Source organism: Nocardioides sp. 31GB23, assembly GCF_040012395.1.
Taxonomy (GTDB): Bacteria; Actinomycetota; Actinomycetes; order Propionibacteriales; family Nocardioidaceae; genus Nocardioides; species Nocardioides salarius.
The window spans coordinates 14,975-41,464 of the sequence record NZ_JBDYKJ010000006.1 but is presented as its reverse complement, the minus strand read 5'-3'; the positions used below and the strand labels follow the sequence as shown (position 1 = coordinate 41,464).

25 protein-coding genes, 1 tRNA gene and 2 riboswitches are annotated in these 26,490 nt (G+C 75.0%); of the genes, 21 read left to right on the top strand and 5 right to left on the bottom strand.

Features of this window, described 5'->3' with window-relative positions; all coding sequences use genetic code 11:
- Nucleotides 1–2: 2 nt before the first annotated feature.
- Entirely contained in the window at nucleotides 3–2,210 is a 2,208-nt protein-coding gene (gene glgX, locus ABKW28_RS03070; RefSeq protein WP_348606268.1) for a glycogen debranching protein GlgX, read from the bottom strand.
- Between the two features lie 97 nt (nucleotides 2,211–2,307).
- Here glgX and ABKW28_RS03065 point away from each other — a divergent pair, with 97 nt between their 5' ends.
- From ABKW28_RS03065 to ABKW28_RS03050, 4 genes are all read left to right on the top strand, one after another.
- Entirely contained in the window at nucleotides 2,308–3,096 is a 789-nt protein-coding gene (locus ABKW28_RS03065; protein ID WP_348606266.1) for an enoyl-CoA hydratase-related protein, read from the top strand.
- A gap of 36 nt (nucleotides 3,097–3,132) precedes the next feature.
- Nucleotides 3,133–3,555: a hypothetical protein gene (locus ABKW28_RS03060; protein ID WP_307823094.1), complete on the top strand. Its 423-nt coding sequence runs from the start codon at nucleotides 3,133–3,135 to the stop codon at nucleotides 3,553–3,555.
- Nucleotides 3,556–3,707: 152 nt separating this feature from the next.
- Nucleotides 3,708–4,505, top strand: a complete 798-nt coding sequence (locus ABKW28_RS03055; RefSeq protein ID WP_193667455.1) for an electron transfer flavoprotein subunit beta/FixA family protein — start codon at nucleotides 3,708–3,710, stop codon at nucleotides 4,503–4,505.
- A 12-nt stretch (nucleotides 4,506–4,517) separates the two neighbouring features.
- A complete protein-coding gene (locus ABKW28_RS03050; RefSeq protein ID WP_348606264.1) occupies nucleotides 4,518–5,471 on the top strand; it encodes an electron transfer flavoprotein subunit alpha/FixB family protein in 954 nt (317 codons plus the stop codon).
- A 143-nt stretch (nucleotides 5,472–5,614) separates the two neighbouring features.
- On the opposite strand, the gene ABKW28_RS03045 is transcribed toward ABKW28_RS03050, so the two are convergent.
- A complete protein-coding gene (locus tag ABKW28_RS03045) occupies nucleotides 5,615–6,157 on the bottom strand; it encodes an SGNH/GDSL hydrolase family protein (RefSeq protein ID WP_348606262.1) in 543 nt (180 codons plus the stop codon).
- A 56-nt stretch (nucleotides 6,158–6,213) separates the two neighbouring features.
- Between ABKW28_RS03045 and ABKW28_RS03040 the strand changes: the two genes are divergently transcribed.
- The 7 genes from ABKW28_RS03040 to ABKW28_RS03010 all read left to right on the top strand — a co-directional run bounded on the left by ABKW28_RS03040 (nucleotide 6,214) and on the right by ABKW28_RS03010 (nucleotide 12,197).
- The gene (locus tag ABKW28_RS03040) at nucleotides 6,214–7,482 is read left to right on the top strand and encodes a glutamate-5-semialdehyde dehydrogenase (RefSeq protein ID WP_348606260.1); all 1,269 of its coding nucleotides are present in this window, start codon (nucleotides 6,214–6,216) and stop codon (nucleotides 7,480–7,482) included.
- A gap of 42 nt (nucleotides 7,483–7,524) precedes the next feature.
- Nucleotides 7,525–7,689, top strand: coding sequence for a hypothetical protein (locus ABKW28_RS03035; RefSeq protein WP_348606259.1), 165 nt, complete (start codon nucleotides 7,525–7,527; stop codon nucleotides 7,687–7,689).
- Between the two features lie 10 nt (nucleotides 7,690–7,699).
- Entirely contained in the window at nucleotides 7,700–8,332 is a 633-nt protein-coding gene (gene nadD, locus ABKW28_RS03030) for a nicotinate-nucleotide adenylyltransferase (protein WP_193667450.1), read from the top strand.
- A complete protein-coding gene (gene rsfS / locus ABKW28_RS03025) occupies nucleotides 8,329–8,721 on the top strand; it encodes a ribosome silencing factor (protein ID WP_193667449.1) in 393 nt (130 codons plus the stop codon). The genes nadD and rsfS overlap by 4 nt, the downstream gene beginning before the upstream one ends.
- Entirely contained in the window at nucleotides 8,718–9,338 is a 621-nt protein-coding gene (locus tag ABKW28_RS03020; RefSeq protein ID WP_348606257.1) for a histidine phosphatase family protein, read from the top strand. Before rsfS ends, ABKW28_RS03020 begins: the two co-directional genes overlap by 4 nt.
- Nucleotides 9,339–9,415: 77 nt before the next feature.
- Nucleotides 9,416–9,488 (top strand) — tRNA-Ala (locus ABKW28_RS03015).
- Between the two features lie 102 nt (nucleotides 9,489–9,590).
- Nucleotides 9,591–12,197, top strand: coding sequence for a hypothetical protein (locus ABKW28_RS03010; protein WP_348606255.1), 2,607 nt, complete (start codon nucleotides 9,591–9,593; stop codon nucleotides 12,195–12,197).
- Here ABKW28_RS03010 and ABKW28_RS03005 read toward each other — a convergent pair.
- A complete protein-coding gene (locus tag ABKW28_RS03005) occupies nucleotides 12,169–13,548 on the bottom strand; it encodes an FAD-linked oxidase C-terminal domain-containing protein (RefSeq protein WP_348606253.1) in 1,380 nt (459 codons plus the stop codon). The genes ABKW28_RS03010 and ABKW28_RS03005 overlap by 29 nt on opposite strands.
- 16 nt (nucleotides 13,549–13,564) lie before the next feature.
- Nucleotides 13,565–13,888 (bottom strand): putative quinol monooxygenase, encoded by a 324-nt coding sequence (locus ABKW28_RS03000; protein ID WP_193667445.1) that lies wholly within the window; start codon nucleotides 13,886–13,888, stop codon nucleotides 13,565–13,567.
- Nucleotides 13,889–13,982: 94 nt separating this feature from the next.
- Nucleotides 13,983–14,103, top strand: a riboswitch (cobalamin riboswitch).
- A gap of 27 nt (nucleotides 14,104–14,130) precedes the next feature.
- Between ABKW28_RS03000 and ABKW28_RS02995 the strand changes: the two genes are divergently transcribed.
- From ABKW28_RS02995 to ABKW28_RS02955, 9 genes are all read left to right on the top strand, one after another.
- Nucleotides 14,131–15,168, top strand: coding sequence for an ABC transporter substrate-binding protein (locus ABKW28_RS02995; RefSeq protein WP_348606251.1), 1,038 nt, complete (start codon nucleotides 14,131–14,133; stop codon nucleotides 15,166–15,168).
- Nucleotides 15,169–15,236: 68 nt separating this feature from the next.
- Nucleotides 15,237–16,211 carry an iron chelate uptake ABC transporter family permease subunit gene (locus tag ABKW28_RS02990; protein ID WP_348606335.1) on the top strand — a complete coding sequence of 325 codons (975 nt, stop codon included), beginning with the start codon at nucleotides 15,237–15,239 and terminating at the stop codon, nucleotides 16,209–16,211.
- Nucleotides 16,208–17,026 (top strand): ABC transporter ATP-binding protein, encoded by an 819-nt coding sequence (locus ABKW28_RS02985; RefSeq protein ID WP_348606249.1) that lies wholly within the window; start codon nucleotides 16,208–16,210, stop codon nucleotides 17,024–17,026. The genes ABKW28_RS02990 and ABKW28_RS02985 overlap by 4 nt, the downstream gene beginning before the upstream one ends.
- The gene (locus ABKW28_RS02980) at nucleotides 17,023–17,769 is read left to right on the top strand and encodes a (2Fe-2S) ferredoxin domain-containing protein (RefSeq protein ID WP_348606247.1); all 747 of its coding nucleotides are present in this window, start codon (nucleotides 17,023–17,025) and stop codon (nucleotides 17,767–17,769) included. The genes ABKW28_RS02985 and ABKW28_RS02980 overlap by 4 nt, the downstream gene beginning before the upstream one ends.
- 1 nt (nucleotide 17,770) lies before the next feature.
- Nucleotides 17,771–17,891: riboswitch (cobalamin riboswitch) on the top strand.
- 44 nt (nucleotides 17,892–17,935) lie between these two features.
- Entirely contained in the window at nucleotides 17,936–21,547 is a 3,612-nt protein-coding gene (cobN, locus tag ABKW28_RS02975) for a cobaltochelatase subunit CobN (RefSeq protein ID WP_348606245.1), read from the top strand.
- A complete protein-coding gene (cobF, locus tag ABKW28_RS02970) occupies nucleotides 21,540–22,313 on the top strand; it encodes a precorrin-6A synthase (deacetylating) (protein ID WP_348606243.1) in 774 nt (257 codons plus the stop codon). Before cobN ends, cobF begins: the two co-directional genes overlap by 8 nt.
- A gap of 32 nt (nucleotides 22,314–22,345) precedes the next feature.
- The gene (locus ABKW28_RS02965; RefSeq protein WP_348606241.1) at nucleotides 22,346–22,879 is read left to right on the top strand and encodes a 2'-5' RNA ligase family protein; all 534 of its coding nucleotides are present in this window, start codon (nucleotides 22,346–22,348) and stop codon (nucleotides 22,877–22,879) included.
- A complete protein-coding gene (locus ABKW28_RS02960; RefSeq protein WP_348606237.1) occupies nucleotides 22,879–24,339 on the top strand; it encodes a cobyric acid synthase in 1,461 nt (486 codons plus the stop codon). Before ABKW28_RS02965 ends, ABKW28_RS02960 begins: the two co-directional genes overlap by 1 nt.
- Entirely contained in the window at nucleotides 24,336–25,058 is a 723-nt protein-coding gene (locus ABKW28_RS02955) for a cobalt-precorrin-6A reductase (protein WP_348606235.1), read from the top strand. The genes ABKW28_RS02960 and ABKW28_RS02955 overlap by 4 nt, the downstream gene beginning before the upstream one ends.
- Here the strand turns inward: ABKW28_RS02955 and ABKW28_RS02950 are convergent.
- Nucleotides 25,006–25,950: a cobalamin biosynthesis protein gene (locus tag ABKW28_RS02950; protein ID WP_348606233.1), complete on the bottom strand. Its 945-nt coding sequence runs from the start codon at nucleotides 25,948–25,950 to the stop codon at nucleotides 25,006–25,008. The genes ABKW28_RS02955 and ABKW28_RS02950 overlap by 53 nt on opposite strands.
- Before the next feature lie 11 nt (nucleotides 25,951–25,961).
- On the opposite strand from ABKW28_RS02950, the gene ABKW28_RS02945 reads away from it, so the two are divergent.
- On the top strand, nucleotides 25,962–26,486 hold the full coding sequence (locus ABKW28_RS02945; protein ID WP_348606231.1) for a bifunctional adenosylcobinamide kinase/adenosylcobinamide-phosphate guanylyltransferase: 525 nt from the start codon (nucleotides 25,962–25,964) through the stop codon (nucleotides 26,484–26,486).
- Nucleotides 26,487–26,490 lie beyond the last annotated feature (4 nt).

Sequence of the window (26,490 nt, the reverse complement as noted above, 5' to 3'; positions counted from 1 at the left end):
GCTCAGGTCGTGGTGCTGCAGAGCACCACGACGCTGCGCCGGCCCACGGTGAGCTCGCCACCGGCCTCGACCACGGTGCCCACCGCGAGGCGGGGGTCGGTGGAGAGCACGACCTCGCCGCGCTGGACCCAGTCGTTCTCGGGCAGCGAGACCCGCTGGGGCAGCCAGCCCGAGCCGAACCAGATCATGAACGACGCGTCGACCTGCTGCTCGCCGCGCGGCCCGGGGGCGCGCAGCGGCTGGCCGGAGACGAACATGCCGACGGTGCGCAGCTCGGGGTCGTGCCAGTCCTCCGGTGACATCTCGCGCCCGCTCGGGTGCAGCCACGCGAGGTCCTTGGGCCCACCGCGGATGGTGGGTCGGCCCTCGAACCAGTGCCGCTGGCGCAGGGCGGGGTGCTCGCGGCGCAGGGCGAGGGCCGCGCGCGTCACCTCGTAGACGTCGAGCCACGCGTCGTCGGGGCGCCAGTCGACGTACGAGATCTCGTTGTCCTGGCAGTAGGCGTTGTTGTTGCCGCGCTGGGTGCGGCCCCGCTCGTCGCCGGCGGTGATCATCGGCACGCCGTTCGACAGGCACAGCGTGGCCATGATGTTGGCGGCCTGGCGCCGGCGCACCGCCAGCATCGCCGGGTCGTCGGTCTCGCCCTCGACGCCGTGGTTCCACGAGCGGTTGTTGTCGGTGCCGTCGCGGTTGCGCTCGCCGTTGGCCTCGTTGTGCTTGTGCTCGTAGCTGACCAGGTCGCGCAGCGTGAAGCCGTCGTGGGCGGTGACGAAGTTGATCGAGGCGTACGCCGAGCGGCCGTCGTCGGCGTACAGGTCGGAGGAGCCGGCCAGCCGGGTCGCCACCGCATGCGTGCCCTGGTTGTGGTTGCGCCAGAAGTCGCGGATCTCGTCGCGGTACTGGTCGTTCCACTCCACCCACGGCGGGGGCATGCCGCCCACCAGGTAGCCGTCCATCGAGGCGTCCCACGGCTCGGCGATCAGCTTGACGTGGCGCAGCACCGGGTCCTGGCCGATGGCCACCAGCAGGTCGGAGTTCATGTCGACGTCGTAGCCGGTGCGGGTCAGCGCCGACATCAGGTCGAAGCGGAAGCCGTCGACGTGCATCTCGGTGACCCAGTAGCGCAGCGAGTCGAGGATCAGCCGCAGCGCCAGCGGGTTGTTGGAGTCGACGGTGTTGCCGCAGCCCGTGACGTCCCAGTAGGTGTCGTCGAAGGCGCTCTCGCCGGTGAGCGGGTCGAGCGTCGGGGCCACGCGCTTGTAGAAGCCGCGGTCGTCGAGGCCGCGGAAGCTCAGCGTCGGGCCGAGCGGGCCCGCCTCGGCGGTGTGGTTGTAGACGACGTCGAGGATCACCTCGAGCCCGGCGCGGTGCAGCGCGCGCACCATCTCCTTGAACTCGCGCACCTGCTGGCCGCGCTCGCCCGAGCTCGAGTACGCCGCGTGCGGGGCGAAGTAGCCGATCGAGTTGTAGCCCCAGTAGTTGGTGGTGCCGCGCTCGGTCAGCGACGGCTCGGAGACGAACTGGTGCACCGGCAGCAGCTCGACGGCCGTCACCCCGAGGTCGCGCAGGTAGTCGGTCACCGCCGGGTGGGCGAGCCCGGCGTACGTGCCGCGCAGGTGCTCGGGCACCCGGTCGTGCAGGGCGGTGAGGCCCTTGACGTGCGCCTCGTAGATCACCGTGTCGCGCCAGCGGCGGCGCATCGGGGTGTCGCCCTCCCAGTCGAAGGGGCCCTCGGGGGAGTCGGAGAAGGCCGGGTCGACGACCACGCCGCGCGGCACGTGCCCGGCCGAGTCGTGGTCGTCGCGCACGTCGGTGCGCCCCCACACGTGCGCGAACGCGGCCTGACCGGGCACCAGGTCACCGGTCGCGGCCAGCGCGTAGGGGTCCAGCAGCAGCTTGGCGGGGTTGAAGCGCAGCCCCTCGGCGGGGTCCCACGGCCCGTCGACGCGATAGCCGTACGGCGTGCCGGGGCGCACCCCGGGCAGCGCGCCGTGCCAGATGCCCAGCGACTGCTCGGTCAGCTGGTGGCGCACCTCGAGCTCGCCGCCGTCGGGGCCCTCCTCGAACAGGCACAGCCACACCTCGGTGGCCGCCGGGGCGTAGACGGCGAAGTTCGTCGACTCCGCCGACCAGGTGGCCCCCAGGGGCCAGTTGCGCCCGGGCCAGACCTGTGCGGTCTGGCCGAGGTGGGTCCACGTCGAAGGAGTCACACGCACCAGTCTCCCAGGCCGGTGCGCGCCAGTGGCACGATGCCCGGGTGCGCCCTGCGCACGCCGTCGATCTTTACCGACCAGAGAGGTTGTGCCCGTGGCCGATCAAGCCGAGTTCGTGCGTCTCGAGGTGGCCGACGGGGTCGCCACCATCCGCCTGGACCGCCCGAAGATGAACGCCATCTCCATCCAGGTCCAGGAGGAGCTGGTCGCGGTCGCCGCCGAGGTCACCGAGCGCGACGACGTCAAGGCCGTCGTGCTGACCGGTGGCGAGCGGGTCTTCGCCGCCGGCAACGACGTCAAGGAGATGGCCGAGATGTCGCACACCGACATGATCAAGCGCTCCGGCCCGTTGCAGGCCGCCGTCACCGCCGTGGCGCGCATCCCCAAGCCGGTCGTCGCCGCGGTCAACGGCTACGCGCTGGGCGGCGGCTGCGAGCTCGCGCTGGCCGCCGACATCCGGGTCGCGGGGGAGCGCACCGTGATGGGCCAGCCCGAGGTGCTGCTGGGCATCATCCCCGGCGCCGGCGGCACCCAGCGGCTCTCACGGCTGGTGGGCCCGAGCAAGGCCAAGGACATCATCTTCACCGGTCGCTTCGTGAAGGCCGACGAGGCGCTGGCGATCGGGCTGGTCGACAAGGTGGTGCCCGACGAGAGCGTGCTGGAGGAGGCCACCGCCTGGGCGCGCCAGTTCGCCGGGGCGGCGACGTACGCCGTGCGCGCGGCCAAGGAGAGCATCGACCGGGGCCTCGAGGTCGACCTCGACACGGGCCTGGAGATCGAGCGGATGCAGTTCGCCTCGTTGTTCGCCACCGAGGACCGGACCATCGGTATGTCATCCTTCGTCGAGAACGGACCGGGCAAGGCTCAGTTCACGGGTAGCTGAGCCGGCTCGTCGCTCCCCCCTTCGAAGGAGACGCACGTGGCACTGGGCAGGCTGGGCAAGCGCACCGAGAAGGGCTCCGACGAGAGCACCGAGAAGGGCGCCGGCAAGGAGAGCGCCGCGGCCGCGGCGCCGGCGAAGCGGGGCGGCTCGTCGATGAGCGTGGCCGCGCTGCGCTCGCGGGTCGGCACGCTGGTCTGGACCGTCTTCGTGCTGCTGGCGCTGGTGCTGGCCGTCGGCGCGCTCCTGATCGCGATCGACGCCAACCGTGACAACGCCCTGGTCTCCGCCGTCCTCGACCTCGCCGACGGCGTCGACCTGGGGGTCTTCTCCCGCGAGAACGGCATCCGCGAGTTCGACGGATCCAACGCCGAGACCAAGAACGCCCTGTTCAACTGGGGCCTCGGCGCGGTCGCCTACCTCGTGGTGGGCCGGCTCCTCGAGCGCGTCATCAAGCCCTGACCACCCCGTTCCACCCCGTACGACCGTGACAGCACCGCTGTCATGCATGTGAGATACCCAACCGCGGACGGTGTACCGCCGCACTGCAACTCACGGGTAACCTCGCCGAGACCACCGAGTGCACAGGAGGGGCCCTGACCGGGCCAGATCCCATGAACATTGTTGTCTGTGTGAAGTACGTGCCCGATGCCACCGCCGACCGCCAGTTCGAGTCGGACAACACCGTCGACCGCGTGGGCGTCGACGGCCTGCTGTCCGAGCTCGACGAGTACGCCGTCGAGCAGGCGCTGCAGCTCAAGGAGAAGGCCGGCGACGACACCGAGGTGACCGCGCTGTGCGTGGGCCCCGAGAAGGCTGTCGACGCCGTGCGCAAGGCGCTGCAGATGGGTGCCGACAAGGGCATCCACGTCTCCGACGAGGCCATCGCCGGCTCCGACTACGTCGCCACCTCGCTGGTGCTGGCCAAGGCCATCGAGAAGGCCGGCGCCGAGAAGCCGGTCGACCTCGTCATGTGCGGCATGGCCTCGACCGACGCCTCCGGCTCGGTCATCCCGGCCATGCTCGCCGAGCGCCTCGACCTGCCCCAGGTCACCTTCGCCTCGGTCATCGAGTCGCAGGGCGACCAGGTGCGCATCAAGCGCGACTCCGACACCGCCACCGAGGTGATCGGCGCCAGCATGCCGCTGGTGCTCTCGGTCACCGACCAGACCGGCGAGGCCCGCTACCCCTCCTTCAAGGGGATCATGGCGGCCAAGAAGAAGCCGATGGAGACCTGGGCGCTGTCCGACATCGGCGTCGAGGCCGACCAGGTCGGCCTGTCCGTGGCGTGGTCGCAGGTCGAGGAGACCGCCGCCCGCCCGCCGCGCACCGCCGGCGAGATCGTCACCGACGAGGACGGCTCGGGCGCCGAGGCGCTCACCGGCTTCCTCGCCTCCAAGAAGTTCATCTGAGGAGCGACCGACATGTCTGAAGTCCTGGTTGTCGTCGACCACGTCGACGGCGCGATCCGCAAGCCCACCTTCGAGCTCCTCGCCCTGGCCAAGCGGCTCGGCGAGCCCGCCGCGGTCGTCTTCGGCGGCTCCGACGTGGCCGCGGCCGCGGCCGAGAAGCTGAAGTCCTTCGGCGCCGAGAAGATCTACGTGGTCGACGACGCCGAGATCAAGGGCTACCTGGTGGCCCCCAAGGCCGAGGCGCTGGCCCAGCTGGTGGAGAAGAGCAGCCCCGCCGCGGTGCTGCTGGTCTCCGGCTACGAGGGCAAGGAGGTGGCGGCCCGCCTGGCGATCAAGACCGGCTCGGGCCTGATCACCGACGCCGTCGACGTCGAGGAGGGTGGCGTGACCACCCAGTCGGTCTTCGCCGGCAACTTCACCGTCAAGGCCAAGGTCACCCACGGCACCCCGATCATCACGGTCAAGCCCAACTCCACCTCCCCGGTGGAGGAGGCCGGTGCCGGCACCGTCGAGGAGTTCGCGGCGACGATCTCCGACTCGGCCAAGAAGGCCCAGATCGTGGCCGCCCAGCCGCGCAAGGCCTCGGGTCGCCCCGAGCTGACCGAGGCCGCGATCGTGGTCTCCGGCGGCCGTGGCACCGGCGGCGACTTCGCCCCGATCGAGGGCCTGGCCGACGCGCTGGGCGCCGCCGTGGGCGCCTCGCGCGCCGCGGTCGACTCGGGCTGGATGCCGCACTCCTTCCAGGTCGGCCAGACCGGCAAGACCGTCTCCCCGCAGCTCTACGTGGCCAACGGCATCTCCGGTGCGATCCAGCACCGCGCCGGCATGCAGACCTCGAAGACGATCGTGGCGGTCAACAAGGACGAGGAGGCCCCGATCTTCGAGCTCGTGGACTTCGGCGTCGTGGGTGACCTCAAGGAGGTCCTGCCCGCCGCCACCGAGAAGATCAACCAGCGCAAGGGCTGAGCCCCGGCTCACCTCACCGAGGGCCCCGACCACGACGTGGTCGGGGCCCTTCGGCGTCTCCGGCCGCACGACGTCATACCTTCCGCAGCGACGGACGTCCCGCCCGTATGACGTCCCGCCGGGGCCCCGCCCGTGGAGGAGCGTCAGCGCAGGGCGTCGGCGAGGGCGGGGAGCAGGAGGTCGTAGGCGGCGCCGGTCAGGTGCACGCCGTCGTCGAGGTACGCCGCCGCGCCGAGCGGGGCGAGCAGGCCCAGGGCGTCGACGACGCGGCCACCCGCCTCGGTGGCGAGCCGGGCGCCGATGGCGGCGTACGACGCCACGACGGCGCCGGTGCGGTCGCCGGGCCCGCCGAGCCGCGCCTCGTCGACCCCGGGCGGGGTGAGGTAGACCAGGCGGCCCAGGCGCGGCGTGCCCAGCTCGACGAGGTGGTCGAGCAGCTCGCGCAGGTTGGCCTCGAAGTCGTAGGGCGGCACGGCCTTCCACGGCGCGGCGTCGTTGGTGCCGACGGAGACGACCACGGCGTCCTCGGGCCGCAGGTGCACGCCGTGGGCCTGGCCCAGCAGCTCGAAGGCGAAGGAGCCGCCGACGGCGGCGTTGACCACCTCGTCGCCGGGCTCCGGAGCCAGGCGGTGCAGGTCGCGGCGGACCCGGTCGAGGTGGCTGTCGCCGAGCAGCACGATGCGCATGTCCGCAGCCTAGGAGGGCGCCCGGCGGGCCACCCCGCCACGTCTACGATCGCGCCATGACCGACGCCAGCACCGACGCCAGCACCGACCCCGTGCTCCTCCTGGCCGACCGCGCCCGCGCGGCCAGCCACGGCCTCGCGCAGGCCACCCGCGCCACCAAGGACGCCGCGCTGCACGCCATGGCCGACGCGCTGCTCGAGCGGGCCGGGCAGGTGCTCGAGGCCAACGCCGACGACGTGCGCCGCGCCGAGCAGGACGGCACGCCCGAGGGCATCGTCGACCGGCTGCGGCTGAGCACCGAGCGGCTCGAGGCGATGGCCCAGGGGCTGCGCGACGTCGCGGGCCTGCCCGACCCGGTGGGGGAGGTGGTGCGCGGCGGCACCCTGGCCAACGGGCTGGAGATGCGCCAGGTGCGGGTGCCGTTCGGGGTGGTGGCGATGGTCTACGAGGCCAGGCCCAACGTCACCGCCGACGCCGCCGGCATCTGCCTGAAGTCGGGCAACGCCGTGCTGCTGCGCGGCTCCTCGAGCGCCGCGGCGAGCAACGCGGCGATCGTCGAGGTGCTGCGCGACGCGGCGGCCGGGGCCGGCCTCGACCCCGACGTGGTGCAGCTGGTGCCGGCCGACTCGCGCGAGAGCGTGACCACGCTGATGCGCGCCCGGGGCCGCGTCGACGTGCTGATCCCGCGCGGGGGAGCGGGGCTGATCCGCAGCGTCGTCGAGGGGTCGACGGTGCCGGTGATCGAGACCGGGGTCGGCAACTGCCACGTCTACGTCGACCGGGCCGCCGACCTCGACAAGGCCCTGGCCGTGGTGCTCAACGCCAAGACCCACCGCCCCAGCGTGTGCAACGCCGCCGAGACGCTGCTGGTGCACGCCGACCTCGCCGACACCTTCCTGCCCCGGGTCGTGGCCGCGCTGCAGGATGCCGGGGTCACCGTCCACGGGGACCCCACCACCGCGGCGCTGCCGGGCGTGGTGCCGGCCACCGACGACGACTGGGACACCGAGTACCTCACGCTCGACCTGGCGGTGGGCGTCGTCGGCTCGATCGACGCGGCCATCGACCACGTGCGCCGCCACTCCAGCGCCCACAGCGAGGCGATCCTCACCGAGGACCAGTCGGCCGCGCGCCGCTTCGTGGCCGCGGTCGACTCCGCGGCGGTGCTGGTCAACGCCAGCACCCGCTTCACCGACGGCGGCGAGCTCGGCTTCGGTGCCGAGATCGGGATCAGCACCCAGAAGCTGCACGCGCGGGGGCCGATGGGGCTGCCCGAGATGACCTCGACCAAGTACGTCGTCACCGGCGACGGCCACGTGCGCTGAGGCGGTGCCGGCCGGGTGCCGGCCCGGCGGTAGTCTTGCGCCATGACCGCTGCCCAGATCCTGCAGAGCACCGTCGTCCTGGCCTCCGAGGCCGAGCACGAGGTCAGCCACGTGCTGTCCTACGGCATCGGCCTGCTGGTCCTGGTGATCATGCTCGGCCTGCTGGCTGCGCTGCTGGGCTTCGGCAACGGCCGCGAGCACAGCTGAGCCTCGGCTCATGACGCGTCGGCGCCGGGTCGGCGTCATGGGCGGCACCTTCGACCCCATCCACCACGGGCACCTCGTGGCGGCCTCGGAGGTCCAGGCGTGGTTCGACCTCGACGAGGTCGTCTTCGTGCCCACCGGCGACCCCTGGCAGAAGGCCGACCGCGAGGTCACCACCGCCGAGCACCGCTACCTGATGACGGTGATCGCGACCGCGGCCAACCCGCGCTTCAACGTCAGCCGCGTCGACATCGACCGCAGCGGTCGCACCTACACCATCGACACCCTGCGCGACCTGCGCGAGCGGCTGCCCGAGGCCGACCTCTACTTCATCACCGGCGCCGACGCGCTCGCCGAGATCTTCACCTGGCGCGACGCCGACGAGCTCTTCGACCTGGCCCAGTTCGTGGGCTGCACCCGTCCCGGGTACGAGATGGACGAGGAGACGTTGCGGGCGATCCCCGCCGACCGTGTCACGATGGTGGAGATCCCTGCGCTGGCGATCTCCTCGACCGACTGCCGTGCGCGGACCCAGCGCGGGGAGCCGGTGTGGTACCTCGTGCCCGACGGCGTCGTGCAGTACATCGCCAAGCACGAGCTCTACCCCGCCACCGAGACACCATCCACCGACACCGGAGCCACATGACCGCCACCGACCACGCCATCGAGCTGGTGCACGCCGCCGCGCGCGCAGCCGGCGACAAGCTCGGCCAGGACCTCCTCGCCTACGACGTGAGCGAGCAGCTGGCCATCACCGACGCCTTCCTCCTCGTCTCCGCCTCCAACGACCGCCAGGTCAAGGCGATCGTCGACGAGGTCGAGGACAAGCTGCGCGAGGTCGGCGCCAAGCCGATCCGCCGCGAGGGCGAGCGCGACGGGCGCTGGGTCCTCATCGACTACGGCGAGATCGTCGTGCACGTCCAGCACGAGGAGGAGCGCGAGTTCTACGCCCTCGAGCGGCTCTGGCGCGACTGCCCGGTGATCGCCCTGCCGGCCGACGCCACGGGCCCCAGCGCTCCGCGCGACCCGGCGTGAGCCGCACCCTGGTCCTGCTCCGGCACGGCCAGACCGCCTCCAACCGCGAGAAGCGGATCCAGGGCCAGCTCGACGTCGACCTCGACGACACCGGGCGCGAGCAGGCCGCGCGCACCGCGCCGGTCGTGGCCGCGCTGCGTCCCGACGTCGTGTGGTGCTCCGACCTGGCCCGGGCCCGGGCCACCGTCGCCCCGGTGCTGCGCGAGCTGGGCCGCGAGCCCGCGTGGGCGGCGTACGACGCCCGGCTGCGCGAGTTCCACCTCGGCGAGCGCCAGGGTCTCACCCACGAGGACTACCGCACGCTCGACGCCGAGGAGTTCGCGGCGTTCCGGGCCGGCGAGTACGACGTGGTGCCGGGCGCCGAGAAGGCCGCCGAGGTCGGCCTGCGGATGAGCGAGGCGCTCGGCGAGCTGCTGCGCGCGACGCCCGAGGGCGGGACCGCGCTGGCGGTCTCCCACGGCGCCGCCATCCGGGTCGCCACCGGCGCCCTCCTGGGCTGGCCCGAGACGCAGTTCGCCAGCCTCCAGGGGCTGGTCAACTGCGGCTGGGTGGTCTTCCGCGAGCACGCGGGCGACGGTCGGCTGCGCCTCGAGGCGTACAACCGCACCGTCTCCTGACCCCGGATTTCACATCGTCGGAGCCGTCGGCTAATGTTCCGCAGGTCGCTCACCGGCAACGGGGAGGCAGACGGACTGGGGCTGTGGCGCAGCTGGTAGCGCATCTGCATGGCATGCAGAGGGTCAGGGGTTCGAGTCCCCTCAGCTCCACAACGAGGACAGACCCCCGGCACAGCGCGAGAGCGCTGAGCCGGGGGTCTTCGTCGTCGTGGCGCTCCCTTAACCTGACGGTCCTCGACCTCTGGAGCTGCCGTGCGTCCTCGTCCCCGTCCCGCCCCGCGCAGGGTCGCGTCCCCCGTCCCGCTCGGCGTGGCCCGCCGGCTGGTCGTGCCGGGGCTGCTGGCGGCCCTGGCAGTGGCCCTCACACTGGTCGTGCCGCTGCCGGTCGGGCCGTCGACGGCGCCCCCTGCCCGGGCCGCCGACGCGGCGTACAGCTGGGAGTCGGAGGGCGGGACCCTGCTCGCCGGGTCGTGGTCGGGCGGCACCGTCCAGGCGCGGGCCACGGACTCCGACGACGCGCGCACCCCGCTCTACGCCGCCGACCCCGCCGACCTCGCCTACACCTCGCTGGAGGCCGTGGACTGGTCCCCTGACCGCCGACGGGTGCTGGCGCTCGACCACGCGGCCCCCGGAGACCAGGACGCGATGGCGGTGGACGTCGTGACCGGTGAGCGCCGGCCGGTGCGGGTGCCCGACCGCTTCGTCGACGAGATGGTCTGGGCCGGGTCCCAGCACGCGGCGGTGCTGGTGCGCACCGGCGCGGGCAGCGAGCTGTGGGAGGTCGCCGTCGACTCCGGCGTCGCCCGCCTGGTGCACTCGTTCGTGGGAGGGACCGGGGGCCTGACCTCCTCGCCCGACGGCTCGCGCCTGGGTGTCCTGCGCTCCTACTCGCGAGGTGCGGACGCGACCCCGAGGTGGGGCTTCGAGGTGGTGGCCGTGGACCGCGCGACTGGCGCGACCACGGTGTTGGCTGAGCTCGACGAGGCACCGCAGGACCTCGCCTGGTCCCCGACGGGGGAACGGCTGCTGCTCTCCACGCAGGACGAGCTGCTGGTGGTCGACCTCGACTCCGCCGGCGGCCCGGCCGCCGAGCCCCGGCCCGTGCCCGGGCCGCCCGGTTCCCTCGTGTGGGCCCCCAGCGGCGAGCGGGTGCTGGTGCGGACCTACGGGGGCCGGCGGGTGGTCGAGGTCGACACGGGACGCAGCGAGCCCGGTCCGCTGCTCACTGGTTCGTACGAGATCGTGGACTGGCAGCCGGACCCGCGCTGCACGATCACCGGCACCGACGGCGACGACGACCTGGCCGGCACTCCGGGGGACGACGTGATCTGCGCGGGCGCCGGCGACGACCACGTGCGTGCCAGCGCGGGTCGCGACCTCGTCCTGGCCGGACCCGGTCAGGACCGGCTGGACCACGCCGACGACCCCGCGCCGGTGCGGGCCCACCTCGACCGGTGGCTGGTGCGCGGGCACGGTGACACGGAGGTCTACGGGATCGAGGAGCTGCGCGGCACCGACTTCGACGACCTGGTGCTCGGCTCGCGGGGCGACGAGGTGCTGGTCGGTGGCGGCGGGGACGACGAGATCGACGGCAGCCTCGGTGACGACGAGCTGCGCGGTGGACCGGGGCGAGACGTAGCGACGTTCGCGCACCGCGACCTGGAGAGCAGGGGCAGCTGGCGGCGGGTCGCGGCCGACCTGCGCACCGGGCTGGCCCGGGGCGACTCCGGCCACGACCGGCTCAGCGGCATCGAGGACCTGACGGCGTGGGACGGCGGCACCCTGGTCGGCGACGACGGACCGAACCGCCTCAGCACCCACTTCGGGGGGATCTTGGCGCCCCGGGGCGGCGACGACGTGCTGGCCGGCGGCGGGCGCGTCGACTACGCGGGCGCGCCGCGCGGCGTCGTCGTCGACCAGGCGGCCGGGGTGGTGACGGGCTGGGGCCGCGACCGGTTGGTCGGCTTCGGCGACCACGGTGCGCCGCGCGGGTTCACCGGCTCCAGCCACGACGACGTGTTCCACCTCGTGCGGGGAGGCGCCAAGAGACGTGGCGGCGACGACCTGGTCACGGTGTCCCAGGAGGCGGCCTACGCGCTGGGCGGCAAGGGCTACGACAGGGTCGACCTGTCGGCCATGTCCGAGGGGGTGCAGGTCGCCGTGCACGACCCGCCCGACCGCTTCCCCGGCGGTGTGGAGGTGACGGGGGTGGAGGAGGTCACGCTCACCGCCCACGACGACGTCAGCCTGGGCGGCCCCCGCGTGGTGCGGGCCGGCGCGGGCGACGACGTGATCACCACCACCCCGGTCACCGAGAGGATCCTGGCCGGTCCGGGCGACGACGTGGTGGGCCGCAGCCGCGGTGACGACGTCGTGCGCGGCGGTGGCGGCGACGACCTGCTGGGCTTCTCGGCCTTCACCCGCCTCGTGCACGGCGGCGCCGGACAGGACGCGCTGGTCGCCACGGGGTCGCGGGCCCGGGTGCGGGTCGACCTCGGGGCGGGGCGCGCCCGCGTCCTGGACCGCTGGGTGCGCAAGCGCGTGGTGCGCATCCGGGCTGTCGAGGGGGCGGTGGGGACGACCCACGACGACCTGCTCGTCGGTGACGGTGGCCCCAACCTCCTGGTGCCCGGCCCCGGGCGTGACGAGGTGCGCGGCCGCGGCGGGCGGGACCAGCTGTGGGGCGTCGACGAGAGCAGGGACCTGCTGCACGGCGGTGCGGGGCGCGACGAGTGCCTCGCCGACACCCGCGACCGGCTGGTGTCCTGCGAGCGCGAGAGCGTGGAGGGCGGGGACCTCGCCCGTGACTGGCGCCGGCGCTGGGAGGCCCTCAGGGCTCCAGGACGCACCCGGGGTTGAGGATGCCTCGCGGGTCCAGCGCCGCCTTGACCGCCCGCGACATCGCCATCGCCCCGGGGTCGAGCTCGCGGGCCAGCCAGTCGCGCTTGAGCCGGCCCACGCCGTGCTCGCCGGTGATGGTGCCGCCGAGGTCGAGGGCCAGCGAGGTGATCGCGTCGAACGCGCGGGCCGCGGCCGCCACCGAGGCCGGGTCGGCGGCGTCGTGGACGATCGTCGGGTGCATGTTGCCGTCGCCGGCGTGCCCGAAGACCCCGATGGTCAGCGCCTGGGCGGCGGCGACCCGCTCGATCCCCTCGAGCAGGTCGACGACCCGTCCGCGGGGCACGCACACGTCGTCGAGGATCCAGTCGCCGAGCCGCTCGAGCGCCGGCAGCGCCTGGCGGCGCGCCTCGAGCAGGGCCTCGCCCTCGACCGCGTCGTCGGCGACCACGACGTCGTCGGCGCCGGCGTCGCCGCAGAGCACCGCCATCGCCTCGAGCACGGCGGCCGCGGACCCGCCGTCGCCCTGCGCCAGCAGCATCGCCGCCGGGGTGCCGTCGGCGCCCAGGCCCATCCCGGTGAGCCGGTCGACCGCGTCGAGGGTGGTGCGGTCCATGACCTCGAGCATCGACAGGTCGAGCCCGGCCCGGGTCACGGCGGCCACCGCGGCGCCGGCCGCGCCCAGCGAGGGGAACGTCGCGACCAGCGTGCGGGCCGGGCCCGGCGCCGGCAGCAGCCGCACGGTGATCTCGGTGATCACGCCCAGGGTGCCCTCGGAGCCGACCACCAGCGCGGTGAGGTCGTAGCCGGCCACGCCCTTGGCCGTACGCCGCCCGGTGCGGGCCACGGTGCCGTCGGCCAGCACCACCTCGAGGCCGAGCACGAAGTCGCCGGTGACGCCGTACTTCACGCAGCACATGCCGCCGGCGTTCGTCGCGACGTTGCCGCCGACGGTCGAGAACGCGACGCTGCCGGGATCGGGCGGGTAGAAGAGGCCGGCCTCGGCGGCGGCCGCGCGGAGGTCGGCGGTGACCACCCCGGGCTGCACCACGGCCAGCCGCTCGACCGGGTCGACCTCGAGCACCCGCGCCAGTCGCCGGGTGGAGAGCACCACTGATCCGTCGGGCGCGGCCGCGGCGCCGGACAGGCCGCTGCCGGCGCCGCGCACCACCACCGGCACCCGGTGCTCGTGGGCGATCGCGAGGACGGCCGCCACGTCGGCGGTGCTGCGGGGGCTGACCACGGCGAGCGGCCCGGCCCCGCCCGCCCCGCCCTGCACCCCGAGGGCCGCCTCGTCGCGCGCGAAGGACGCGACGACCTCGGGGTCGGTGGTGACCAGGTCGGGGCCGAGCCGGTCGAAGGGGGTGCTCACGCGGGTCGTCGCGCCGTCAGTCGACGCGCATCTCGCCGAGCTCGGACCAGCCGGTGCCCTCGACCTCGGTGCTGACGATGCGCGGCGTCTCGACGAGGTAGGCCGGCAGCTCGCGCGTCGCCTTCTGGAAGTGCTCGGACTGCACGTGGGCCGCACCGGCGTCACCGTCGGCGAAGGCCTCGGTGAGGAAGTACTCGTCGCTGTCGTCGAGCGCCCGCGCCCAGTCGAACCACAGGCAGCCCGGCTCGGCGCGGGTCGACTCGGTGAACTCGCGCGAGATCTCGGGCCAGGCGTCGGCGTGCTCGGGCCGGACGCGGAAGCGGGCGGTGATGAAGATCAAGACTCTCTCCTCATGGGACTCGTGGGGGGACGGGCGGCAGGGTGACCAGCGGTCGGACCTGCCGCTGCGAGCCTAGGCGCGCCGGGGCTACGCTGCGGCACACACGTCTCGTGGTGACCAGGAACCCGGCGCAAGTCCGGGGCGGTTCCGCCACTGTGAGCCCGCAGCAGCACCGCGGGCGTAGCCAGACACTGGCCACGGGACCTCCGTCGAGCAAGGGGCGAGAACCCCGAGGAGAAACCATGAGGCCCTACCGGTCCACGTCCACCCACCCCCGGCGCGGCCCGCGATCCCTGCGGCCCCTGGCGGCCCCGGCGGCGCTCGCGCTCGTCCTGGTGGCCTCCGGCTGCGCCGGCGCGCCCGAGCCGCGGGCCGGCGCGAGCACCGCCGAGGCCGCCGGCTTCCCGGTCGAGATCAGCAGCTGCGGCCACACCAGCACGCTCGAGCGCCCCGCCGAGCGCGCCGTGACGATGAACCAGGGCGCCACCGAGGTCGCCCTCGCGCTGGGCGTCGAGGACCGGCTCGTCGGCACCGCCTACCTCGACGACCGGGTGCCCCGGCGCTGGGCGGCGGCCTACGCCGGTGTGCGGGTGCTGTCGCCGGAGTACCCCACGCGCGAGGAGCTCCTCGCGGTCGAGCCCGACCTGGTCTACGGCGCCTACGCCAGCGCCTTCGACGCGGGCGCCGCCGGCAGCCGGGCCGAGCTCGAGAGCTCGGGCACCCACGCCTACCTCTCGCCCTTCGGCTGCGACGACGCCGACCAGCGCCCCGACGCGTCCTTCGCGGCGGTGTGGGAGGAGGTCGACGCCGTCGCGGCGGCGTTCGGGGTGCCGGCGCGCGCCGCGCGGCTGCGCGCCGAGCAGGAGCAGCAGCTGGCCGCGCTCGAGGCCGAGCGGGCCGGCGCCGGCCTCGCCGTGCTCTGGTACGACTCCGGCGACAAGACGCCGTACGTCGGTGCGGGCGCCGGCGGCCCCCAGCTGGTGCTCGACGCGGTGGGGGCGACCAACGTCTTCGCCGACCAGCCCGGCAGCTGGGTCGAGGCGAGCTGGGAGAAGGTCGTCGAGGCCGATCCCGACGTGGTCGTGCTGGCCGACGCCTCGTGGTCGAGCGCCGCCGAGAAGGTCGCCTACCTCGAGGCCGACCCGGTGCTCGGCGGGCTGCGGGCCGTGCGCGAGCAGCGCTTCGTCACCGTCGCGTTCTCGGAGTCCACCGCGGGTGTGCGCCTGGTCGACGGCGCGGTGTCGGTGGCGCAGCAGCTGGCGGGCCTGGACGCCTCGTGAGGCGGGGCCGGCCGGCCCTCCCCACGACGCTCGTGCTGCTGCTCGCGGCCGCCGTCCTGGTGGCGAGCATGGCCGCGGCGCTGGGCATCGGGGCGGTCCCGGTGCCGCTGTCGACCGTCGTCGACGTGGTGGCGCGACGGCTGGGCGCCCCGGGCCTCGACGTGCGGCTGCTGGACGACCAGATCGTGTGGCAGCTGCGGATGCCGCGGGTGCTGGGCGCGGCGGCAGTGGGGGCGGCGCTGGCCTGCTGCGGCGCGGTGCTGCAGGCGCTGACCCGCAACGACCTGGCCGACCCCTACCTGCTCGGGATCTCCAGCGGGGCGGCGGTCGGTGCGGTCACGGTGATCGTGCTCGGCGTCTCGGTCGCCGGGCTGGCCGGCTCGACCGCCGTCGCCGCGGCCGGCTTCGCCGGCGCGCTGGGCGCGCTGGTGCTGGTGCTGGTGCTGGCGGCCGGTCGCGGCGGCAGCCTCTCGCCGGGGCGCACGGTCCTGGCGGGGGTCGCCACGGCCCAGGTGTGCGGCGCCTACACCTCGATGGTGGTGATCCTGGCCGGTGACGCCGACGCCGCACGGCGGGTGCTGACCTGGACCCTCGGGTCGGTGGCCGGGCTGCGCTGGGGCAGCGCCCTGGCCGTGGCGGCGGTGGCGGTGCTCTCGACGGTGGCGTTCGTGGCCATGGCGGGCCAGCTCGACGCCCTGGCCTTCGGCGAGGCGTCGGCACGCTCGCTGGGCATCGAGGTCGAGCGGCTGCGCTGGGTGCTGATGGTGCTCACCGCCCTGGTCACCGCCTGCCTGGTCGCCTTCTCGGGCGCGATCGGCTTCGTGGGGCTGGTCGTCCCCCACGTGGTGCGCTTCCTGACCGGCCCCCAGCACCGGCTGCTGCTCCCGCTCGCGGCGCTGCTGGGCGCCGTGCTGCTGGTCTGGGCCGACACACTGGCCCGCTCGCTGGTGCAGGGCCAGGAGATCCCGATCGGCGTCGTGACCGCACTGGTGGGGGCGCCGTTCTTCGCCCACCTGCTGCGTCGCGGGCGGGTGGCGTCGTGAGCCCCGCGGTGCTCGAGGCGGGCGACGTCGGGCTGCGGGTGGCGGGTCGCGCGCAGCCGGTCCTCGCCGGTGTCGACCTGGTCTGCCGCCCGGGCCGGGTCACCGGCCTGCTGGGGCCCAACGGGTCGGGGAAGACGTCGCTGCTGCACGTCGTCGCGGGGCTGCGACGGCCCGGTGCCGGCGCGGTGCACCTCGACGGCGCCGACGTGCACCGGATGCCCGCCCGGCTGCGGGCCCGGCGCCTCGCGCTCGTCGAGCAGCACGCGGAGACCACCCTGGCGCTGAGCGTGCAGCAGGTCGTCGCGCTCGGGCGGACGCCGCACCGCTCGCGCTGGGGCGCCGGGTCCCTGGACGGCCAGGACGCCCGGGCGGTGGAGCAGGCGATGCGCCTGGTCAGCGTCGACCACCTCGCCGACCGCGGCTGGGACCGCCTCTCGGGCGGGGAGCGGCAGCGCACCCAGCTGGCCCGTGCCCTGGCCCAGGAGCCCGCCGTGCTGCTGCTCGACGAGCCGACCAACCATCTCGACCTGCGTCACCAGCTCGACTTCCTCGAGCGGGTGCGCGAGCGCGGACTGACCACCCTGGCCGCGCTGCACGACCTCGAGATGGCGGCGGCCTACTGCGACGACGTCGTCGTGCTGCGCGAGGGCCGGGTGGCCGCGGCCGGCCCGGTGGCTCGCGTGCTCACCCCCGCCCTGGTCGCCGACGTCTACGGCGTCGACGTCGACGTCGAGACGCACCCACGGCGCACGGCACCGCACGTGCGCTGGAACGGCGTGCTCGCGGCCCGCCCGGTGAGGGAGGCGACCCGGTGAGCCCGGCGGCCGGTGACGACCGCGAGCGGCTGGTGCTGGTGGGCATGTCGGCGCACGAGGCCGCCCAGCCCCGGCGGGTCGCCGACCTGGCCGGCGACCGCGCCGCGACCGTGGCCTTCCTGCAGGTCGGCGATCCGTCGCTCGCACGCGAGCTGACCCGCCTGGCCGACCTCGGCGCCGAGCGCGTGGTGCTCGTCGGGGTGCGCCTGGGCGCCACCGGTCCCGGCGCGTCCTGGCTGCGCCGCGTCGCCGCGCACTGGCGGCGCGAGCAGGAGGGGCAGCAGCCGGTGCAGCATCCCGAGGCCCCGGACATCACCGTGGCCGCCGACCTGCTGCGCCACGACGGCGAGCTGGCAACCGTGCTGGCCCGCGCCGTCCGCCCGCTCACCGGCCGGGAGGCCGGGCTGACCTCCGCGGCGTGGGACGACCTGCCGGGCCACCGCCACCAGGTGCTGGTGTGCCGGGGCCCGCGCTGCACCGCACGGGGCGCCGAGACGACCGCGACGGCCCTGGCCCGCGCCCTGGTCGAGCAGGGCCTGGGCGACGACGAGGTGCTGGTCACCCAGACCGGGTGCCTGTTCCCCTGCAACCACGCGCCCGTGGTGGCGGTGCAGCCCGACGACGTCTGGTACGCCGGCGTCGACGAGGCCCTGGCGGCGCGCCTGGTCGGCGAGCACCTGCTCCACGACCGCCCGCTGACCGAGCAGCGGCTGCCGCGCCGGCGCGGGGCCCGGGGCGACTAGGGTGGCCGCACACGTCTCGTGGTGACCAGGAACCCGGTGCCGGCAGCGATGCCGAAGTCCGGGGCGGTTCCGCCACTGTGAGCCCGCTGCGAGAGCAGCGGGCGTAGCCAGACACTGGCCACGGGACCTCCGCCGACCAGGGGCGAGAACCCCGAGGAGAAACACGATGAACCGACGCGCGCGCATCGCGCTGCTCTCCACCTCCGACACCGACCTGCTCTCCGCCCGGGCCAGCGGCGTCGACTACGTCGTGGCCAACCCGGCGCGGCCCGGCCACCAGTCCATGGCCGAGACGATCGAGGGCTGCGACCTCGTCGTCGGGCGCGTGCTGGGCTCGCCGCAGGACCTGTGCTCGGGCTTCGCCCGGATCGCTGTCACGGGGATGCCGACCGTGTTGCTGGGCGGCGAGCAGCAGCCCAGCGCCGAGCTGATGGAGCTCTCCTCGGTGCCGATGGGCGTGGCTGCCGAGGCGCACCGCTACCTCGCCGAGGGCGGGCCGGCGAACCTGGCCCAGCTGCACGCCTTCCTCTCCGACACGGTGCTGCTGACCGGCGAGGGCTTCGAGCCGCCGGTCGCGCTGCCGCAGTGGGGCTGGGCGCGCCCGCACGTCGACAGCGACCTGCCGCGGGTGGGCGTCCTCTACTACCGGGCCCACGAGGCCAGCGGCAACACCGCCTTCGCGCACGCGCTGGCCGACGCGGTCGACGCGACCGGTCTCGCCGTCGGCGTCCCGGTCTTCGCGGGCTCGCTGCGCGCCGCCCCCGACGCGCTCTACGACGCGCTGGGCACCCTCGACGCGCTCGTGGTCACCGTGCTCGCCGCCGGCGGCAGCACTCCTGCCTCGGCGAGCGCCGGCGAGCACGACGAGGCGTGGGACGTGGAGCGGATGGCGGCCCTCGACATCCCGGTGCTCCAGGGCCTGTGCCTGACCAGCAGCCGCGCCGAGTGGGAGGACAGCGACGACGGGGTCACCCCCCTCGACTCGGCCACCCAGATCGCGATCCCCGAGTTCGACGGGCGCATCATCACCGTGCCGTTCTCCTTCAAGGAGGTCGACGCCGACGGGCTGCCGCGCTACGTCGCCGACCCCGAGCGCTGCGCCCGGGTGGCCCGCACCGCGGTCAACCACGCCCGGCTGCGGCGTACGCCGCCCGCGCAGCGCAAGGTCGCGCTGATGCTCTCGGCCTACCCGACCAAGCACTCCCGGGTCGGCAACGCCGTCGGGCTGGACACCCCGGTCTCGACGATCCGGCTGCTGCGCCGGATGCGGGAGGCCGGCTACGACCTCGGCGCGCCCGGCCGAGTGCCGGGCCTCGAGCTCGACGACGACACCGAGGCGGGCGACGCGCTGATCCACGCCCTGATCGCGGCGGGCGGGCAGGACGAGGAGTGGCTGACCCACGCCCAGCTCAGCGACGCGCACGTGCGGATCACCGCCGAGCAGTACGCCGCGTGGACCGCCGACCTGCCCGCCGACCTGCGCGCGCAGGTCGTCGACGCATGGGGCGCCGCGCCGGGCACCCTGTTCACCAACGAGGCCGGCGAGATCGTGCTGGCCACCATCACCGCCGGCAACGTGGTGCTGCTGATCCAGCCGCCGCGCGGCTTCGGGGAGAACCCGGTCGCGATCTACCACGACCCCGACCTGGCCCCCAGCCACCACTACCTGGCCGCCTACCGCTGGCTCGAGGCGCCCGAGGAGTCCGGCGGGTTCGGCGCCCACGCGGTCGTGCACCTGGGCAAGCACGGGTCGATGGAGTGGCTGCCGGGCAAGAACGCGGCGCTGTCGGCCTCCTGCGCCACCGACGCCGCGATCGGCAGCCTGCCGCTGGTCTACCCGTTCCTGGTCAACGACCCGGGGGAGGGCGCGCAGGCCAAGCGGCGCGCGCACGCCACCATCGTCGACCACCTGGTCCCGCCGATGGCGCGCGCCGAGACCTACGGCGACATCGCCCGGCTCGAGCAGCTGCTCGACGAGCACGCCAACATCGCGGCGATGGATCCCGCCAAGCTGCCGGCGGTGCGCGGCGAGATCTGGCAGCTCATGCACGCCGCCGAGATGCACCGCGACCTCGGGCTCGACGACAGGCCGGACGACACCGAGTTCGACGACTTCCTGCTGCACGTCGACGGCTGGCTCTGCGAGATCAAGGACGCCCAGATCCGCGACGGCCTGCACGTGCTCGGCCAGGCGCCCGACGGGGAGGCCCGGGTCAACCTGGTGCTGGCGATCCTGCGCGCCTCGCAGGTGTGGGGCGGGGAGTCGGCGGCGGTGCCCGGCCTGCGGGTCGCGCTCGGGCTCAAGGAGGGCCACGAGGCCACCGGCGCCGTCGACGCCGCCGAGCAGCAGGCCCGCGAGCTGGTGCTCGCCATGGAGGCGGCGCACTGGGACCCGGCGGCGGTCACCGGGCTGCACGACGACCCCGAGGTGCAGCGCGTCCTCGCCTTCGCCGCCGACCAGGTGGTGCCCCGGCTGGGGCGCACGACCGACGAGCTCGACGCGGTGCTGCACGCCCTCGACGGCGGCTTCGTGCCGGCCGGCCCCTCCGGCTCCCCGCTGCGCGGCCTGGTCAACGTGCTGCCCACCGGACGCAACTTCTACACCGTCGACCCGCGTGCGGTGCCCAGCAGGCTGGCCTGGCAGACCGGCGTCGCGATGGCCGACTCGCTGCTGCAGCGCCACCTCGACGACACCGGCACCCACCCCACGTCGGTGGGGCTGTCGGTGTGGGGCACCAGTGCGATGCGCACCTCCGGCGACGACGTGGCCGAGGTGCTCGCGCTGCTGGGCGTCCGTCCGCTCTGGGACGAGGCCTCGCGGCGGGTGCGCGAGCTGCAGGTCGTCCCCCTCGAGGAGCTCGGCCGCCCCCGCATCGACGTGACCGTGCGGATCTCCGGGTTCTTCCGCGACGCCTTCCCGCACGTGGTGGCCATGCTCGACGACGCCGTGCGGCTGGTCGCCGACCTCGACGAGCCGCCCGAGCAGAACTTCGTGCGCGCCCACGTCGAGGCCGACCTCGCCGAGCACGGCGACCGGCGCCGGGCCACCACCCGTGTCTTCGGCTCCAAGCCGGGGTCGTACGGCGCCGGCATCCTGCAGGTCGTCGAGTCGGGGTCGTGGCGCGACGACGCCGACCTGGCCGAGGTCTACACCGCCTGGGGTGGCTTCGCCTACGGCCGCGACCTCGACGGTGCCCCGGCCGCCGACGACATGCGCACGGCGTACCGGCGCATCCAGGTGGCGGCCAAGAACATCGACACCCGCGAGCACGACATCGCCGACTCCGACGACTACTTCCAGTACCACGGCGGGATGGTCGCCACCGTGCGCGCGCTGACCGGCTCCGACCCGCGCGCCTACGTCGGCGACTCCACGAGCCCCGACGCGGTGCGCACCCGCACCCTGCAGGAGGAGACCAACCGGGTCTTCCGGGCCCGGGTGGTCAACCCGCGCTGGATCACCGCGATGCAGCGCCACGGCTACAAGGGCGCCTTCGAGCTGGCCGCCACCGTCGACTACCTCTTCGGCTTCGACGCCACCGCCGGGGTCGTGCACGACTGGATGTACGAGTCGCTGGCCCGCGAGTACGTGCTCGACGAGACCAACCAGCAGTTCATGCGCCGCTCCAACCCGTGGGCGCTGCGCGGCATCGTGGAGAAGCTGCACGAGGCGGCCGACCGCGGGCTGTGGCAGGCCCCCGACGCCGACACGCTGGCGCGGATGCAGGCGGTCTACCTCGACCTGGAGGGCGACCTGGAGGACCGCGCCGATGGCTGAGGTGGTGGTCGACCCGGTGGTGCGGCCGGTGGCGACCCGTCGCGTCGTGGTCGTCGGGATCGGGATGGGCCCCCAGCACGTGACCCCCGAGGCGTCGGCCGCGATCGGCTCGGTCGACGTCGTGCTGGCCTTCGTGAAGTCGGCCGGCGACCCGCTGCTCGAGGTGCGCCGCGAGATCTGCGCCCGGCACGACGTCGAGCTGGTGGTGCTCGAGGACCCGCCGCGCGCCCGCCACGACGACGTCGACTACGAGGCGGCGGTGGAGACGTGGCACGCCGCCCGCACCGACGCCTGGGAGGTCGCGCTGGCCGAGCACCCCGGCGACGTGGGCCTGCTGGTGTGGGGCGACCCCGGCCTCTACGACTCGACGCTGCGGCTGCTCGACCGGCTGCAGGACCGGGTGCGGCTGGCGGTCGAGGTGGTGCCCGGCATCAGCAGCCTCCAGCTGCTCGCGGCCCGGCACCGCCTGGTGCTGCACGAGGTCGGTGCCCCCCTGCACGTCACCACGGCCCGTCGCCTGCCCGAGGCGCTCGCCGCGGGGGAGCGCAACGTCGTCGTCGTGCTGACCCGGCGCCTCGAGCTGCTCGGCACCGAGCCCGACGTCACCGGCTGGTCGATCTGGTGGGGAGCCAACCTGGGTGCCCCCGGCGAGCAGCTGGTCGCCGGCCGGGTCGCCGACGTGCTCGACGACGTCGCCGCGGCCCGGGAGCGCGCGCGTGCCCTCGACGGCTGGGTGCTCGACCTCTACCTGCTGCGGGCGCCGTGAGCGGGCGGTGGCCGGGCCACAGCGTGCTGGCCGTGCCGGTGCCCGCCCTCGACGACTGGGTGCGTGAGCGGACCCGCGGCCACGACCCGGCCTGGGTCTCGACCGACCCGGGGTTCGTGCACGCCCACGTCACCGTGCTCGGGCCCTGGCTGCCCGCACCCGCCGAGGGCGACCTCGAGCGCGTGGCGGAGCTGCTGTCGGCGGTCCCGGCCTTCGACGCCGAGCTGGACGACCCGGCGGTCTTCCCCGAGGGGATGGTGCACCTGCGGCCCGAGCCGGTCGCCGCCTTCGCCGAGCTCACCGAGCTGCTGGCCGGGGCCTACCCGCAGTGCCCGCCCTACGAGGGCAGGTACGCCGACGTGGTGCCGCACCTGAGCCTCGACCAGGTCGGCGCCCGCGGTGCCGCCGGGCCGGTGACCCGCGAGCAGGTGGTCGCCGACGTGGCGCCGCTGCTGCCCGCCCGCGCCCGGGTCGACCGGGTCGACCTGCAGTGGTGGCAGGCCGGCGGCTGCCGGCTGCTGCGCTCCTTCCCGCTGGCGCACGCACCGGCCCGGGCGGAGGCCTGATGGCCGGCCTGCTGGTCGCCGGCACCACCTCCGACGCGGGCAAGAGCGTGGTCACCACGGGACTGTGCCGGGCCCTGGCGGCGCGCGGGGTGGCGGTGGCGCCGTACAAGGCGCAGAACATGTCGAACAACTCGATGGTCGTGGCGCACCCCGACGGCGGCACCGCCGAGATCGGCCGGGCGCAGTGGGTGCAGGCGCTGGCCGCCCGGGTCGAGCCCGAGCCCGCGATGAACCCGGTGCTGCTCAAGCCGGGCGGCGAGCGCCGCAGCCACGTGGTGGTGCTGGGGCGGCCCGCCGGCGAGGTGTCCTCGCGCGAGTGGAGCACCGGTCGCGCGCACCTGGCGCGCGCCGCGCACGCGGCGTACGACGACCTGGCCGCGCGCCACGACGTCGTGGTCGCCGAGGGGGCCGGCAGCCCCGCCGAGATCAACCTGCGCGCCGGCGACTACGTCAACATGGGCCTCGCGCGGCACGCCGACCTGCCCACGGTGGTCGTCGGCGACATCGACCGGGGCGGGGTCCTCGCGGCGTTCCTCGGCACCGTCGCGCTGCTCGCGCCGGAGGACCAGGCGCTGGTGGCCGGCTTCGTGGTCAACAAGTTCCGCGGCGACCTCGGGCTGCTGCGACCGGGCCTCGAGCAGCTGGTCGGGGCGACGGGGCGGCGTACCTTCGGCGTGCTGCCGTACAGCTCCGACCTGTGGCTGGACTCCGAGGACGCCCTCGACCTCGAGGGCCGCCGCGCGGGCGCCGGGGCGGCCGGGGCGACGGCGGCGCGGGTGGTCGTGGTGCGGCTGCCACGCATCTCCAACCTCACCGACGTCGACGCGCTGGGCCTCGAGCCCGGGCTCGACGTGGTCTTCGCCTCCACCCCGCAGGGGCTCTCGGACGCCGACCTGGTGGTGCTGCCCGGCACCCGCGCCACCCTCGCCGACCTGGCCTGGCTGCGCGAGCGCGGGCTCGACACCGCCCTGCGCACGCACGCGCGAGCCGGCCGGCCGCTGCTCGGCATCTGCGGCGGTGCGCAGATGCTGGGGCGCCGGATCCGCGACCCGCAGGGCGTCGAGGGACCGGCGGGCGCCGACGTCGAGGGCCTGGGGCTGCTCGACGCCGTCACCGACTTCACCCCCGACAAGGTGCTGCGGCTCCACGCGCCTGCCGGCTACGAGATCCACCACGGCCGGCTCGAGGGCGAGCGCGAGGCGGGTGCGGTCACCGCCACGATGGTGCACGGCGCCCTCGAGGACGACGCCCACCGTGCCGCCTACCTGGCGCGCGCGCTGGGAGTGGCCTCGTCGGTCTCCTTCCCGGCGGCCAGGGAGCGCCGGCTCGACCTGCTCGGGGAGCTCGTCGAGACCCACCTCGACGTCGACGCCCTGCTGGCGCTCGCGCTCGACGGCGCCCCGGCCGGGCTGCCGTTCCTGCCACCGGGGGCCCCGAGGGCCCCGGGGGACCAGCGGTGAGGGTGCTGCTGCTCGGCGGCACCGGCGAGGCCCGGGCCCTGGCGGCCGCGCTGGTCGAGGCGGGCGTCGACGTGGAGTCCTCGCTGGCCGGCCGGGTGGCGCGCCCACGGCTGCCGGTGGGCCGGGTGCGGATCGGCGGCTTCGGGGGCGCCGAGGCGCTGCGCGCGTACGCCGCCGGCCTCGACGCCGTCGTCGACGCCACGCACCCCTTCGCCGCCACCATCTCGTCGCACGCGGCCGGCGTCGACGTGCCGCTGCTGCTGCTGCAGCGACCCGGCTGGAGCGACCCGACCGGTCGCTGGCACTGGGTCGACGACCACGACGAGGCCGCGCTCACGGCCGCTCGGCTCGGGCGCCGACCCGTGCTCACCGTCGGACGCCAGCAGCTGGCCGCCTTCACCGGCCCGCTGGCCGACCACGCGGTGCTGGCCCGGGTCGTCGACGAGCCCGACGTGGCGCTGCCACCCGCCTGGACGCTGCTGCGCAGCCGGGGCCCCTACGAGACGGCGGGGGAGCAGGCCCTGCTGCGCGGGCACCGGGCCGACGTGCTGGTCACCAAGGACTCGGGCGGGTCGCTGACCTGGCCCAAGATGCGGGCCGCCGCCGAGCTCGAGGTCGCCACCGTCGTGGTGCGCCGCCCCGCGCCCCCGGCGGGCGTGCCCACCGTCAGCGACGTCGCCGGCGCGCTGGCCTGGCTGCGATCGGTGCCAGCACGATGAGCGCCCCCAGCCCCACCCGGTCGGCCAGCCGGCGACCCCGGGCCACGTCGTGAGCCACCGTGGCACGCCCCTCGCCGAGCACCGGCCGCAGCTCGACCCGGGCCTCGGCGCCGTGGCCGTAGACGGTGCGCCCGCCCAGCCGCACGCCCAGCGCACCGGCGAAGGCGGCCTCCACCGGCCCCGCGTTGGGGCTGGGGTGCGCGCCGGCGTCATGGCGCCAGGCGCGCAGGCTGGCGGCCGGGTCGGCGCCCAGCAGCGTGGCCAGGCTCGCGGTGAGGCGCGCCCCCGGCAGGTTCAGCAGGTCGTCGAGACGCGCCGCGGCCCAGCCGTAGCGGGCGTGGCGGGGGCTGCGGTGGCCCACCATGGCGTCGAGCGTGTTGGCCGCGCGGTAGCCCAGCAGCCCCGGCACCCCGGCCACCGCACCCAGCACCAGCGGGGCCACGACCGCGTCGGAGGTGTTCTCGGCGAGCGACTCGAGCGCGGCGCGGGCCACCTCGTCGAGGGTCAGCGTGCGGGTGTCGCGGCCCACCAGCCGCGCCACCTGCGTCCGCGCCTCGGGGAGCCGGCCGGTCTCCAGGAGGCGGGCGACCTCCGCGGCCTCGCGGCCCAGGCTGGTGCCGCCGAGCACCGTCCAGGTCGCGGCGGCCGTGACCAGGGCGTGGGCCACCGGCCGGCCCCGGGTCGCGCGCTCGACCGCGCCGCCCAGCGCCACGCAGCCCCCGACGAGCACCAGCACGTGGGCCGCGCCCGCGCCGCGCCGGTCGGCGTACGTCGTGTGCTCGAGGCGGGCGGCCAGGGTGCCGAAGCCGGCGACGGGGTGCCATCGTGCGGGGTCGGCCAGCACGCGGTCGAGGCCGACCCCCAGCACCATCCCCACCGATCTGCTCAGCACTGGAGGCTCCCGTGAAGGTCCTGGTCACCGGCGGCGTGCGCTCGGGCAAGTCCCGCCACGCCGAGTCGCTCGTGGGCACCGGACCCGCCACCTACGTCGCTCCGGGCCCGGTGCCCGAGGACGACGACGCCGACTGGGCGGCGCGCGTCGCGGCCCACCGCGAGCGGCGCCCGGCGTCGTGGCGCACGCGCGAGACCCACGACCTGGCCGGCGCGCTGGCGGGGGCCGACGGACCGCTGCTCGTCGACTGCCTGGGCACCTGGGTGACCGCCCTCCTCGACGCCGACGGGGCGTGGGACCTGGCCTCCGACGAGGTGGGCGTGCTGCTCGAGGCGCGGCTGGCCGCGGTCGTGGTGGCGCTGCGCGACTGCGCCCACGACGTGGTGCTGGTGACCAACGAGGTGGGCCTGGGCGTGGTGCCCGCGCACCGGTCGGGCCGGCTCTTCCGCGACCTGCTCGGCACCACCAACCAGCGGGTGGCCGAGGCCTGCGACGAGGTGCACCTGGTGGTCGCCGGCCGGGTGCTGCGCCTCTGAGCCG